We start from the raw sequence: 14,566 nt of genomic DNA, 5'->3' as shown, positions 1-14,566 counted from the left end.
ATAACTCATAACTTTATAAAATAACGGGTTGATTTTGTAACGTTTATAGATCCTTTATCATTTAATTTAGAGAGATATTTCTAAAGCAATAATCATGAGATCAATTTGGACAGGTTCGGTAAGTTTTGGTTTAATTAATATTCCAATTAAAATGTTTTCGGCAGTTGAGGAAAGCAGCCTTGATATGGATATGCTGGATAAAAAAGACCATGCAAATATCAAGTTTAAGCGTGTGAATGAAAGCACGGGTAAAGAAGTCGATTTTGCTAATATTGTCAAAGGATATAAAATTGACGATAAATATGTCATTTTAGACGATTCAGACTTTGAAGCCGCAGATGCCATCAAAACAAAAACTATCGATATTGAAAGTTTTGTTCTTGAGAAAGAAATTCAAAGTATTTACTATGAACAGCCGTATTATCTTGAACCAGACAAAGGTGCAATGAATGCTTACGGACTGCTTCGTGACGCGCTTCAGGCTTCAGGAAAAGTCGGGGTAACACGTTTTGTTTTAAGAAATAAAGAAAGTCTTGCGATTTTAAAACCTTATAAAGACGTAATTGTTTTAAATCGAATTCGGTTTGAACAGGAAATTAGAAGTACAAGTGAATTAAAATTACCGCCAATGTCGAAAAAATCTACAAAAGAAATGGATATGGCCGAAAAACTTATCGATCAGCTTACAGAGAAATTTGATATTACAGGATTTAAAGACGAATATACTGCCAAACTTTTGGACATTATTAAAAAGAAAGCCAAAGGAAAACCACAAAAAGCTTCTCCAAAACTTAAAGTCGTGCACAAACAAAGTGACGACTTAATGGAAATGCTAAAAGCAAGTCTCGAAACTAAAAAGAAAAAATCATCTTAGCTGTTTTGTTTTTCTTCCAGCTTTAAAATAATCTTTTTAATATTGGCTCCTTTTGATAAAATAGGTTTCCACAAATCACCTTTTTTCTCAAAACGACTCAATACATTTTTAATAGTAAATTGTGAAGGATGCAGTTTTTCTGTGACTTCACTCCATTCTAAAGGTGTCGAAACTGTAGCGCCTGGTTTTGGACGAACAGAATAAGGCGCAGCCAAAGTTTGCCCGCGGCGGTTTTGCAGAAAATCTATATATAATTTGTTTTTTCTTTTTTTGATGCTTCGTTCAATCGACGTAATTTTTGGAAGTCTTGCATGAACTTCTTTCGCAATTAATTCGGCTAAAATTTTAATCGAATCATAATCGTACTGTGCTCCAAGCGGAATATAAATATGAAGTCCAGTAGCGCCAGAAGTTTTGCAAAGACATTCCGTTTCCAATTCATCCATCACTTCTTTTACCACTAATGCTGTTTGTACCACTAATGGGAAATCATTTTCTGTGGCAGGATCTAAATCGATTACCAGCCAGTCTGGATTTTGAATATGTTTTATAGTCGAGTTCCACGGATTCATTTCTATACAGCCTAGATTTGCCATATACAAAAGCGTTTCTTTATCGTTACAAATCAAATAATTCACATCGGCATCATTAGATTCAGAAAATATTTTTTTGGTTTTCAGCCATTTTGGCGTTTTGTCCAAATCAATATCTTTTTGATAAAAACTAGGAGAATCAATTCCGTTTGGAAAACGATTCATAGATTCTGGTCGGTCTTTTAAATACGGCAGCATAAGCGGCGCCACTTCATTATAATATTGAACGACATCGCCTTTAGTAATTCCGTCTTTAGGAAAATAAATTTTGTTTTGATTGGTTAAATGCAAAGTCGTTTTACCAATTTTCAAATCATAATCATTTTCAGTTTTATGTTCTTTTAAATCTTCCATTGCAGTTGTATTATCATTGGTTTTTTTATTCTTTTTGATATTGCCAATGAAATTTACTTCGCTGGCTTTTTTGTCTATTCTCAATCCTAAATAAACCGGATGTCTTAAATTTTTGTCCTGCGTCCATTCAGAATATTTTACCTGACAAACCACTTTGGGCTTAACCCATTGAATTTTGTCGCGTAAAGGCACTTTTTCCTTAAGTGGTGACTTATCAATAAAAAGAGGCTGTAATTTGGTATAAAGTTCTTTTAAAACCGATTCTGTAAAACCGGTGCCGCATTTTCCAATAAATTGTAGTTCTTTTTCGTTGTACTGCCCAAGCAAAATTGCACCAAAATATTTTCTGGAATTTTTAGGTTCTGTAACTCCAATAATGATAGCTTCTTCTTCGTTAGAAATTTTAATTTTCAGCCAATTATTACTTCTGTTTCCTACGGAATATGAGCTGTCTGCTTTTTTAGCGATAATGCCTTCGCTGTTACTTTTTCTGGCATTTTCAAATTGTTTGATTCCATCGCCGATTGTATGTTCAGAATAAAAAATATTCGAAAAATCATATTTATTAAATAAGATTTTAAGCAGTTCTTTTCGGTCAAGAAGAGATAAGTCGGTTATTGAATTTCCGTCAAGATTCAGTAAATCAAAAACATAATATTTTAAATTGCCAATGCCGGTTTTAAGATAATTTTGAAGCATTTGAAAGTCCGCACGTCCAGCATCATTTTCAACTACAACTTCGCCATCGAGAATGACAGTATGATCTATTTTTTTTAATTCTTCTGCAATTGGTTTAAAATTAGAGTCAAACGAAATTTTATTTCTACTAAATAATTCTACACTTGGTGGATTAACTACAGCAATTGTACGATAACCGTCATATTTGTTTTCAAAAATCCACTCTTCATCGTCAAAAGGTTTTTCAGTTATATTGGCAAGCATAGGTTTTAAGAATCCTGCTTCGGCAGTTTTTGCTTTAGGCTTTTTTTTTACGGCACTTTTAGTTTTACTTTTTTCTTCCGATTTAGAAATTAACTTTTCAGATCTCTTTTCTAATTCATCCAGAGTTCTTTTAGAAATCACGGATTTATCGTTTTCTAAAACATCAGAATCAGAAGCGTATTTGTCGTGTTTTTTAATCAACAGCCAGGCATTTTCCTGCTTTCCGTGAAGTTTTACCAGAGAAAATTCTCCTTTTAGTTTTTTTCCTTTTAGAATAAAACTTAAACGTCCTTTTTTAAAATCGGCCAGTAATTGTTTTTCATCAGATGCTGTTTTTTCATCAGAAGTATAAGTTCCATTATCCCATACAATCACATTTCCTGCCCCATAATTTCCTTCCGGAATAGTGCCTTCAAAATCTTTATAACTATAAGGATGATCTTCAACCATCATAGCAAGACGTTTTACTTCAGGATCCATTGACGGTCCTTTTGGAACTGCCCAGCTTTTTAAAACACCATTCATTTCTAACCTAAAATCATAATGCAAATGTGATGCGGCGTGTTTCTGCACCACAAAAATTAACTTGTCAGCCGATTTTTCGATTTCTCCTTTGGGCTCACGTGTTTGTTTAAAATCCCTTTTTTGGTTGTATTTAGACAGTGACATAAGTTTTCTTAGATTATCAGGGTTAACATAATAGCATAAAGTGCAGTCGCAACAACAGCAAAAATTATATGGGCAAAGAACAGCTGAATATAATAACCTCTAAAATCAATTGGGGGTTGATGATGGGTCATTTTAAAAATGATTATCCAGCTGATTATGCCAATTATACCGCTGATAGCGCCTAAGATAAGAGCAGTTAACGGTGTAATTGGTGCAATATTCTTTACCCAAATAATGTGATATCCAACTACAAATAAAAAACCAATTGCATAATGCAATATCCATCCCCAATTTATTTTTGCTTGTGTTGAAAGTTCAATTTTCATTTTGTCAATAGCGTAACTCAAGAGTACCGGCTCTTTATACAATTCCCTGAAATTTTTAGACATTGCATAACTAAACCATGTCATGGCAGATGTTGCCGCAATAGATACTAATAATAGTTGTAAAATAGTATAAAGCATGATATAGGTGATTTAGAGACTAATTGATACCAAAGTTAGTTTCCAAATACCTTTTCTGCTTATAGGATTAGAATTACAAATTACATAATTGTCAGTATATGAGATACTTGTTCAAATTAGTTGTGGGAAGAAACTGTAGCTTCCAGACTTGTGCTTAATATTGTTACGGCTTTTTCCATTTCTTCTGGCTCCAAATTTCCAAATCCTAAACGGGTTGCAGTAAGATCTTTGGTTTGGTACAAAATGGTTTTCGGAAGGAATAATCCGTTTGTAGAGCATTCTTTCTGAAATTTTATGAGGTTAAAATCAGGAAGCCATTCTACCCAAATGGCTAAACCTCTCGGCGGTACTTTAAATTTAATTTTGCCTTTTAGTTTTTCATTAAGTAATGAAACAAAATAGTCTCTGCGTTCTTTGTAGATTTTTTTATTTTTTTTAGAAAGCCGATGTACCTCTCCTTCAGTAATCCAATCGGTTAAAACCTGTTCTTTAATAACATCAATTCCAGGTTCAAGGATGTTTTGATGTTTTTCCAGTTCTTTAATAAATTCAGATGGTGCAGCAACAAAACCATAGCTAAATCTCGAAGGAAGTGATTTTCCAAAAGATCCTATGTAAACCACACGCTGATTAGAATCAAATGCTGCCAACGGCAAAACAGGATTATTATCATAATGAAAATCAAAGTCATAATCATCTTCGAGAATCACAAATCCATACTGATTCGCCAATTCCAAAACTTCAATTCTCTTTTTAGCACTCAGTAAAATTGTCGTAGGATAATGGTAATTGGAAGTAAGATACAACACTCTAATTGCAGAAGTTTCGCAGATTTCTTTTAGTCGTTTGGTATCAATTCCGTCTTCATTTACTGGAATAGAAATAATCTGCGCTCCAGTATTGGTCAAAGTCATATTAGACATGTAGTAACCGGGAGAAGCCACCACAACTTTATCGCCAGGACTGATAAGTACTTTTGTTACCAGATATAAACTGATTTCGTGACTGCTGGCTGTGAGCAGGTTTGAAGTCGAAATTCGAATTCCTCTAGTAAGATTTAAATAATTGGAAAAATGGGTTTTAAAATTTAAGTGGGAACGCAGCTGAATTTGTTCGTATGTTTTGGAAGTTTTTCGTCTCTTTAATTTGGAAACGTAAAGTCTTGCGAGAACATCTGTTTGTACCAATCGCAAATCTGGCATTCCATCATTAAATTGATAAGGCAGATTACTAATTTCTATTGGATTTTCGAGAATCGTAGAACGCTGAAATGTAAAACCAGTATTTAATTCAGATTGATTTTGGTCTTTTACAACAGTATATTCAATTTGTTTTTTTTGTTTTTGCTGTGATAAAATAAATGTTCCTTTATTCGGAAGCGTTTCAATCCATCCCTGCGATTCCAGATCCTGAAAAGCTTTAATTAATGTATTGCGATTGACAGCCAATACTTTGCAGAGTATTCTTGTGCCGGGAAGTTTTGTTCCTTCGGGAAGAAAACCAGTTTGTATGGCTTTGATAAATTCAAAAACAATCTGAAGATAAAGCGCTGTATTTTCTTCTGGTTTGAGCTGAATAAAGCTTTTGAAAGGAATTTCAACCGGACTATCCATAATTACAAAACTGGTATACTTGATTAGTACGGCAAGATACTACTTTTGCCAAAAAAACATTAACCAAATGAAAAAAATCTATTTTGCTGTTTTTACAGTAATTTGTACCAATTTTTACGCGCAGACCAAAAAAGATTCCATCAATAATATGGAGGAAGTTATAATTAATGAAAACCGTTTTACTACCCCAATTTCTAAACAAAATAGAAATGTGTATGTTATAACAAGTGAAACCATTAAAAAACTTCCAGGAAGAACGCTTCAGGAAGTATTACAATATGCTAACGGAGTTGACATTAGACAAAGAGGTCCGTTTGGAACTCAAGCCGATATTAGTGTAGATGGCGGAAGTTTTGAACAGACGGTTGTTTTGCTAAATGGAGCAAAAGTAATCGATTCGCAAACCGCTCATAATATGCTAAATCTGCCTCTTCCGGTAGAAGCAATCGAAAGAATAGAAGTAGTGCGTGGACCAGCTGCGAGAGTTTTTGGAATTAACAGTTTAACGGGAGCAATTAATATTGTAACTAAAAAACCAACAGATTCTGGATTTTTGGTAAGTACTTATGCGGGGTCTAATTTTGAAAAAGATACTCAAGATACAGGAGATACTTTTTACGGAACAGGTGTTCAGGCAGGAGCTGTTTTAGGTAAAGAAAAACAACAGCATTTAATTTTTGCTTCGCACGATAAAAGTAACGGTTACCGTTATAATACCGCATTTGAAAACAATAAAATTTTCTACCAAGGAAATGTACAGATCAATGATTCTAATGAAATTTTAGGTTCGGCAGGTTACATCAAAAACGGCTTTGGAGCAAACGGATTTTATGCAGCGCCTGGAGATCGAAATTCTACCGAAATAGTGCAAACTACATTTGCCAATATCCAGTCGAAACATGCTATTACAGAAAATTGGAAAATTATGCCGAGAGTAACTTACCGCTATAATTATGATGATTACCGTTACTTAGGAAACTCAAATTTGAATGTTGGAAGAAGTCAGCATTATACTAATTCTATCGCTGGAGAATTGAATTCGACAGTTAAATTGTCTAAAGGCGAAATTGGTTTTGGCGCAGAATTTAGAAATGAAAATATTCATTCTACTAATATTGGCGATCACGACCGTGAGAATGTTGGAATCTATGCCGAATACAGAACAAGTTTTACAGAAAAACTAGACGTAAATTTAGGAACTTATTTAAATTATAATTCTGATTATAAATGGCAGGTTTATCCTGGAATTGATGCTAGTTATGCCATTACAGATGCATTTAAAATCATTGGAAATGTTGGAACAAGCCAGAGAATTCCATCGTTTACAGATTTATATTTAAAGCAGACAGGAAATATTGGTAACGCCGATTTAGATTCAGAGAATGCTTTTCAAAGTGAAATTGGTTTTAAATACAATAAAAGAGCTTTAAGTTTCAATGCCAATTATTTTTACAGAAAAATAAACAATTACATCGATTGGATGCGTAACTTAACCACTCAGCCTTGGCAGAGCCAAAACACCGGCGATTTAAAAACAAACGGAATTAATTTGCGAGGTAATTACAGATTTGATTTTTCTAAAGATTCAAGATTGAACATTCTTTTAGCATATACTTATTTAGATTCTCAATTTGAAAGTTCTCGTACCGAAGTATATTCTAAGTATCTTATTTCTTCGTTGAAACATCAAATAACAAATACGATCGATTATCAATACAGAGATTTTTCAGTATTGTTTGCAACACGCTTTGACGAAAGAATTACTGGACCTTCTTATTGGGTAAATGATTTTAGAATAAGTCAATCTATTCAAAAATTTACAATCTTTTTAGATGCGCAGAATATATTTAATGCTACTTATTATGAAGTAGGAGCGGTGCCTCTGCCTTCAAGATGGTTTACTTTAGGAGTAAAATTGGTTACATTTTAATTTAGAAAGAGCCTGTAAATCAAAATTTACAGGCTCTTTTATTGCTAATCAAACCAATTGCGGTTATATAAAATTCAATAGAAATATTGTAAAATAAACTGCTTTATAAGTAGTTACTTAGCTTTTGCAAATATTAAAACGTTTATTATGAAAGCTTTATTAAAATTAAAAGTCATACTTTTTGTAGTTGTAATTGGATTGCTGTTTTCTTGTAAAAAGAATGACGGCTACAGCGATCAAATAGAAACTTCGAGTGTTCCACTTGATACAACAAATACAGAACAAGTTTCTGATACTGCCACTACATCAACCAATATTGTTACTACTCAAACGCCAACATCTGCAAATGGTAATACAGATTCTTTAAGTACAGCCGGCAGAGGAAGCGGGCCAGGAGAAAGTGCACAAGATGGGTCTACCTACACGCCTTCAAAAGGAGTGCAAAAAGACAGTGTTAAACTGCAGACGGAAAGTGCTAAAAAAAGAAAGAATAAATAATTTATTCGGTCAGAAAAGTTAAAAACTCATTTCAAAACGAAATGAGTTTTTTTATGCAGTAAAGAATTTAAAGCTATTGTATTAGGAATTTCTGTTCTAAAAATAAAAATTAATTGAAATTTATTTTAGGATTAAATAATTGTTTTTCAGTGTGTTTTAAAGGCTTTTGAGCAACTCTTAAAATAAAATTTTAAAAAATATTACTAAATACTACTAATTTGATAGAATTAGTATGTATATTTGTGTCACAGAAAATTTCTGAATGATACTTATCCAGAAAGACCGAGGGAATAGGCCCATTGACGTCTTAGCAACCTGTTACCGAATAAGGTGCTAAATCCTTCCACTATGGTGGACAGATAAGAAAGATTTCCTCCAAATCTGAATAAGGTCATATTTTTAAACTTTATTTTTTTAAAATGAAAACCGAATCAATCTTATACTCAGGTTACGAACTTTTGAATTTAATTTTCGAAGAAAATAGTCTTGCTTTTTTCCGAATGTGAAGACATTAAATTCTCCCCAATATTTTTTATTAAACAGCATTTTCTAGAAGCCTTTGTGACTTTGGCCTAGAATTCTTTTGTCCAATCTTAAACTAAAAATCAAAATAAAATGAAAAAAATACTATTAGGCTTTGCGCTACTTTTTGGCTTTACGCAAACTCAGGCACAGGAAAATAATTTACAACTAAAAGGAACTGTTGTTGATACAGTTGTCAATTATGTTTATCTGCAAAAGTTTCATAATAAAATGTTTACCACAATTGATTCGGTAAAAGTAAAAGACGGAAATTTTAGTTTTAAAACTAAAGTGAAAACGCCAGAACTATATGGTTTAAGTGTGAATACAGAAAGCAGTCCTTTGTATATTTTTCTTGAAAAAAGCCCGATTACAGTAAAATTAAGTCCGAAGAAATATTACAGCAATTCTGTAGTCGAAGGTTCTGCTTCTCAAGATTTATTTGAAACTTACAAAAAATCAAAAGATGTAGAAATCAGTAAATTCATTACAGAAAATCCTAATTCAATTGTTTCTGCTTATGTATTGTATAGAAATTGGTCTTATAGATTATCACCAGAACAAATTAGACAAAATATTGCCTTGCTTGATAAAACCCAGCAAAATACTACTTACGTGAAAGAACTAAAAGATCTTGCCCTTGTTTTGGACGGATTAGCAGTCGGGAAAAAAGCTCCAGATTTTACTGCCAATGATCCTGAGGGAAAACCAATCCGTTTTTATGAAAATTTAAAAGGTTACACTTTAGTCGATTTTTGGGCTTCGTGGTGCGGTCCATGCCGAAGAGAAAATCCAAATATCGTAGCCGCTTATAAAGAATTTCACGATAAAGGATTCAATATTGTTGGAATCTCTTTGGATAAAAAGAAAGAAAACTGGATCAAAGGAATTCAGGATGATAATCTAACCTGGCTGCACGTTTCCGATTTACTTTTTTGGAACAGCGCCGTTGCGAAATTATATGGAATAAGAGCGATTCCTGGAAATTATTTAGTGGATTCGAACGGAATAATCGTAGCCAAAAATCTTCAAGGCGAAGAATTACAGTCGACACTTAAATCGCTTTTAGAGAAAAAAATATGAACGTTTTAAAAACGTAGAGTCAAGTCAAAATGCTTTACTCACCAAAAGATTAAAGTTCATCAATAAAAAAAATAGTTAATTTAAAATGATCAGGAAATGAATGCAATTGAGACAACAAAAGAACCAATTGAGTTAGAATGTTACTTCTCTAAGTTTAGAGAAAATACAGTAGGTGTAAATCATACGTATAGATCGGTATATGGAAAACAAAATCTGCTTTACGCCGACTGGGTTGCCAGCGGAAGATTATACAATCCGATCGAGGATATTATGCTTAATAAAATGGGACCGATGATTGCCAATACGCATTCGCTTTCAAGTCAGACCGGAAAAACGTCTACTTACGCATATCAATATGCCAGAGATATTATTAAAAAATCGGTTAATGCAAATGAGTACGATGTCTTAATTACAACAGGAACGGGAATGACTGCTGCTTTATCGAAGCTGCAAAGAATCATGGGACTGCGAACGAGTAATGAAGCAGATAAACCAGTAGTTTTCATCACACATATGGAACATCATTCGAATCAGGTTTCTTGGTATGAAACAAATGCCGAAGTTGTGATTCTTCCCGCCGATGAAAATAATTTGGTTGATCCTAAAATTCTTTCCCAAGAAATTAAAAAATATGCCAGCAGAAGCTTGAAAATTGGTTCGTTTACGGCTTGCTCGAACGTAACTGGAATTATTACGCCTTATCATGAATTAGCTAAAATCATGCATCAAAACGGCGGACTATGCTTTGTAGATTTTGCAGCTTCGGCACCTTATGTTAAAATCAACATGCATCCAAAAGATCCAGAGCAACAGTTAGATGCTGTTTTCTTTTCGCCTCATAAATTTCTTGGCGGACCAGGAACATGCGGTATTTTGGTTTTTAATGAAAAATTATACAAATCTGAATTTCCAGATAATCCGGGCGGAGGAAATGTAAAATGGACCAATCCGCTGGGTAAATATTGTTATAGCGAGGTCATAGAAGTTAGAGAAGATGGCGGAACGCCAGGCTTTCTACAAGTAATAAGAACTGCCTTAGCTTTAGAATTAAAAGATAAAATGGGAGTTTCAAACATTAAAAACAGAGAAAAAGAACTCCTTGATCTTTGTTTTTCAAGACTTCAAAAAATAAAGGGTTTGTCCATTCTAGGAGACCTTACGACAGAACGAATTGGCTGTGTTTCTTTTGTCATCGAAGATATTCACTACAACTTAATCGTAAGACTTTTAAATGACCGTTTCGGAATTCAGGTTCGCGGCGGGTGGTCTTGTGCGAGTACATATGCGCATTATCTTTTCAATATAAATGAAAAAAAATCGGCACAACTTACTAATGAATTATTAGAAAGAAACCAGACCAATAAACCAGGCTGGGTTCGTTTGTCACTGCATCCGATTATGACAAACGATGAGGTTACATTTATATGCGATGCAATTGAGCAGATCGCTTTGCATTATAAAAAATGGAAGAAAGATTACGTCTATAATTTGGTTTCAAATGAATTTGAAAATCCAGAAATAAAAGAAACAATTTCAGAAGAAGTAAATAAATGGTTTAAACTGGAATAAGATATTCTATTACTATCACAGATTAAAGCTAACAAGTTTTTTTAAAACCTGTTAGCTTTAGTGTTAGATATTATAAAAGTAATTAGAAGTATAGTATTCTAAGAAGATCAGTAGAGGAAAATATGTTTTCGTTTGTTGCAGCGTGTAAGTAAAATATCTCAAAAAGTGTTTATATTTGAATGATTCTATTCTTTAAAGAACATTTAAAATTTCAATTTAATTCAACTCTGTATGAAGCTATTTTTTCTCAAGACAATGCTGTTTTTAATGTTCGTAACTTTTTTTTCCTGTAATACAAAAAACGAAAAACCTGAGCTAAAGCCTTATAAAGCTGGTGTGATTTTGTCTTTTGATGATGCGTACGTAGATGAGTGGGCTGAAGCTGATGCCGCTTTGAAAAAATATTCTTGGAAAGCAACTTTTAATGTCTGCAGAATAGATTCTATCGGAGAGCCTCAAATTAAAAAGCTTCTTCAAATGCAGAAAGAAGGGCATGAAATTGCCGGCCACGGTTATCATCATTATAATGCTGTGAAATTTGTACAAAAAAATGGAATAGACGAGTATATGAAGCAGGAAATAGAACCAATGATTGCTTCGATGAAAAAGAAATCTTTTAATGTTACTTCTTTTGCCTATCCTTACGGCGAAAGGTCTCAAGAACTTGATAAGGCTTTGTCGAGCAAATTTAAAATTATTAGAGGCAGGGCATTTGGAGGTGAAGTTCCTGAAAAGCAGGACAGTTATTTTAATAATTCAAAAATTGTATTTGCGTTTGATATAGATAACAGCCATATTCATTTTAGTATTCCATATCTTTTGGAGTTATTAGATTACGCCAAGAAAAATGATAAAATTTTGATTTTATGCAGTCACAAACCAGTTAAAAATGTAACCGAAAATTATCAGACCAAAATCGAAACTTTAGAATTTGTCTGTAAGTACATGAAACTTAACGGACTTAAATTTTACACTTTATCAGATTTAGATAATTTACTTCCTGAAGAATAATAGATTTTAAAGATAATCTTGATCAGTTTTTATTTATTATTACTTTGAGTTTATATTGTTGCAAAAAACAATCTTCAAATTTAATATTGTTGCAAATTATAACTTGCAACATCTTTGTAAAACAAATGGCGTTTTAAATTTATAATTTAGTATAGAAATAATTTACTGCTTAGTTCCTAAAAGAAATTTTATGGAATTATTTTCTTCTCTTAGAGACTGTTAATCATAGATTAAAAGTGTAAAAATTTATATTTTAAATTCTAAATTATGACTGTGCCTGAAGAATTATATAATATCAAATTTGCGGAATATTTTGAATCTATGAAAGTTCTTTACTTAACAAATGATAAGTTTAGAACCATCTGTGATGATTATTGCAGTAATGTTGTCAATGCACAGGTTTATAAGAAACGGTTTGAAAAAAATTTTCGACGTAAGCTGGAATGTGAAAATTTATCAAAAGAACTAGAAGAAGAAATTTTGTTTTTTATGATAAGAAGCACAGATGAATCTTAAAAATTGAGACTCTATTTCAATCAATCTTTTCCATATACTTTTTAAAAATTTTATAAAAAACATTTCCTAGATATTTAAGTTTCGGAAGCAGAATGCTTTTTAAGAGTTTTATTTAGGATTTAGCTTTCTATATTGTTTAAATTTGGAATTCCCAATAGAATTTTTAAAAATGATACCACGATTATTTTTTTTATGGCTTTTTTTGCTTCCCCTTACTATTTATTCACAGTCAACACAAGAACTGATAGATAGTGTAAATACTACTAACAATCATCAGAAAAAAGTAGAACTGTGTCGCAAAATTGCTTTAAGATTACAAAAAACAGATTGGGAAAGAGCTATAAAATACATAGAACTGGCTGAGACTGAAGCTAAAAAAACAAAAGAATCTGAACTTACCTTGGCTGGTGTTTATATTACATCAGGCAAAATGTATTCTGCGAGAGAGGTATTAGATGTTGCCCTTCAGTATTATTTAAAAGCCTATGATATCTACAAAAAAAATGGCAACCTTGAAGAAGCATCCAAATTAGAAAACAATCTTGCGATTATCTATGCACAAGGGAAAAATAAAGAAAAAGCACTGCAATGTTTCTTAAACGTATATCGTTTTCAAAAGTCAAAAAATGATGCTGTAAAGCTGGTCAAAATTTTAAATAATATAGGGACTTTATATCTCAGTCGAAATTTAGATTCTTCATTGCATTATTTTCATAAAGCCGAAGGACTAAATAAAAGTTTAAAAAATGATGATCTAAAGGTTTACGTATACACTAATCTTGCAAGAGCATATGTTTTGAAAAAAAATAAGACACAAGCTGATGAGTATTTTGACAAAGCTTTTTCTTTATTGAGCAATCGTGTTGATAATTTACTGCAGGCTTTTGTATATCAGTCTTTTTCTGAATATAATTTAAAAGAAAAAAACTATGATACCGTAATTGTAAACGCAAAGAAAGGTTTAGAATTATGCAGCGAAAATGTATATAGTTCTTCTGGTTTAGACCTCAATAAAATGCTTTATGAAGTTTATGTAATTAAGAAGGATTATAAAAATGCTGTTTATTATTTTCAGAAATATAATGCCATTAAGGATAGTATAAATATTGAAGAAAAGACAGTAAACATTGAAAGAATAAAGCTGGAACAGGATTACAAAGCCAGAACCCAGATAAAGATGCTTATTGAGCAAAAAAAGCGATTTAAATATTATGTAGTTGGTTTAATATTGGTTATCGGGATATTGATTTTAATTATTTTACTGATAAAATACCGCAACAAGAATATTAAAAATCAGCTCGAAAAAGAGAAATTAAAGACAAAAATGCAAGCCTTAAACGAAAGTTTGGAAGCCAAAAAAAAGGTTCTCATAGGAAAGGCAATGGCAGAAATACATCGTACAGACAGCATTAACGAAATCCTGACGGATCTTAAACAGATTAAACTCAAAACTGTTAATAAAGAAATGCAGCAGGCTATTGATATAGTTTTAAAGCGTCTTGAGAAGAATTTGAATACAGACATCTGGAAAGAATTTGAAATAAGTTTTGAGCAGGTTCATAAATCTTTTTTCGACAAATTAACGGAGGATTATCCTTCTCTTACTCCAAAAGATCGAAGATTATGTGCACTTTTATATCTGGATTTAACCACAAAAGAAATCTCTCAAATTACCGGACAATCCTTTAAATCTATCGAAAATGCCCGAACGAGACTGCGTAAAAAGTTTGATTTAACCAACGAAAAGGTAAATCTCTCCACTTATCTCAATACAATTTAACGTATTTAACATCATAAAATAAACCAAGCTAATGACCTGATTTAGTTTGGTTTATTTTTTTTTGAGTGCTTTCTGGGTGGAACTTTTCTGCCTCAGAGTGTTTTTGCAATAGTCCTTTTTTGCATAAACACATAATCTCCATTCTACA

11 protein-coding genes and 1 riboswitch are annotated in these 14,566 nt (G+C 32.4%); of the genes, 8 read left to right on the top strand and 3 right to left on the bottom strand.

Annotated elements, in window-relative coordinates; all coding sequences use genetic code 11:
* Positions 1–94: 94 nt before the first annotated feature.
* On the top strand, positions 95–874 hold the full coding sequence (locus tag ASE40_RS09640; protein WP_057116735.1) for a Ku protein: 780 nt from the start codon (positions 95–97) through the stop codon (positions 872–874).
* Here the strand turns inward: ASE40_RS09640 and ligD are convergent.
* The 3 genes from ligD to ASE40_RS09625 all read right to left on the bottom strand — a co-directional run bounded on the left by ligD (position 871) and on the right by ASE40_RS09625 (position 5,509).
* Positions 871–3,432 carry a DNA ligase D gene (gene ligD / locus ASE40_RS09635; RefSeq protein WP_057116734.1) on the bottom strand — a complete coding sequence of 854 codons (2,562 nt, stop codon included), beginning with the start codon at positions 3,430–3,432 and terminating at the stop codon, positions 871–873. The genes ASE40_RS09640 and ligD overlap by 4 nt on opposite strands.
* Positions 3,433–3,440: 8 nt before the next feature.
* Positions 3,441–3,896 carry a hypothetical protein gene (locus tag ASE40_RS09630; protein WP_241774349.1) on the bottom strand — a complete coding sequence of 152 codons (456 nt, stop codon included), beginning with the start codon at positions 3,894–3,896 and terminating at the stop codon, positions 3,441–3,443.
* 116 nt (positions 3,897–4,012) lie between these two features.
* Complete coding sequence (locus ASE40_RS09625) at positions 4,013–5,509, bottom strand: PLP-dependent aminotransferase family protein (RefSeq protein WP_057116732.1); 1,497 nt, start codon at positions 5,507–5,509, stop codon at positions 4,013–4,015.
* A gap of 67 nt (positions 5,510–5,576) precedes the next feature.
* Here ASE40_RS09625 and ASE40_RS09620 point away from each other — a divergent pair, with 67 nt between their 5' ends.
* The 7 genes from ASE40_RS09620 to ASE40_RS09590 all read left to right on the top strand — a co-directional run bounded on the left by ASE40_RS09620 (position 5,577) and on the right by ASE40_RS09590 (position 14,418).
* Positions 5,577–7,439 carry a TonB-dependent receptor plug domain-containing protein gene (locus tag ASE40_RS09620; RefSeq protein WP_057116731.1) on the top strand — a complete coding sequence of 621 codons (1,863 nt, stop codon included), beginning with the start codon at positions 5,577–5,579 and terminating at the stop codon, positions 7,437–7,439.
* Between the two features lie 147 nt (positions 7,440–7,586).
* Positions 7,587–7,937, top strand: a complete 351-nt coding sequence (locus ASE40_RS09615; protein WP_057116730.1) for a hypothetical protein — start codon at positions 7,587–7,589, stop codon at positions 7,935–7,937.
* A gap of 266 nt (positions 7,938–8,203) precedes the next feature.
* A riboswitch (SAM riboswitch) is annotated at positions 8,204–8,303 on the top strand.
* Positions 8,304–8,552: 249 nt separating this feature from the next.
* Positions 8,553–9,542 carry a TlpA disulfide reductase family protein gene (locus tag ASE40_RS09610; protein ID WP_057116729.1) on the top strand — a complete coding sequence of 330 codons (990 nt, stop codon included), beginning with the start codon at positions 8,553–8,555 and terminating at the stop codon, positions 9,540–9,542.
* 96 nt (positions 9,543–9,638) lie between these two features.
* A complete protein-coding gene (locus ASE40_RS09605; RefSeq protein ID WP_057116728.1) occupies positions 9,639–11,111 on the top strand; it encodes an aminotransferase class V-fold PLP-dependent enzyme in 1,473 nt (490 codons plus the stop codon).
* Positions 11,112–11,342: 231 nt separating this feature from the next.
* Entirely contained in the window at positions 11,343–12,122 is a 780-nt protein-coding gene (locus tag ASE40_RS09600) for a polysaccharide deacetylase family protein (protein ID WP_057116727.1), read from the top strand.
* Positions 12,123–12,389: 267 nt separating this feature from the next.
* A complete protein-coding gene (locus ASE40_RS09595; protein WP_057116726.1) occupies positions 12,390–12,638 on the top strand; it encodes a hypothetical protein in 249 nt (82 codons plus the stop codon).
* A gap of 169 nt (positions 12,639–12,807) precedes the next feature.
* Positions 12,808–14,418, top strand: a complete 1,611-nt coding sequence (locus ASE40_RS09590) for a tetratricopeptide repeat protein (RefSeq protein ID WP_057116725.1) — start codon at positions 12,808–12,810, stop codon at positions 14,416–14,418.
* The last annotated feature ends 148 nt before the right edge of the window (positions 14,419–14,566 follow it).

The organism is Flavobacterium sp. Root935 (genome assembly GCF_001429295.1).
GTDB lineage: Bacteria > Bacteroidota > Bacteroidia > Flavobacteriales > Flavobacteriaceae > Flavobacterium.
The sequence above is the reverse complement of the archived record's forward strand: the minus strand, read 5'-3'. Positions and strand labels throughout refer to the sequence as shown.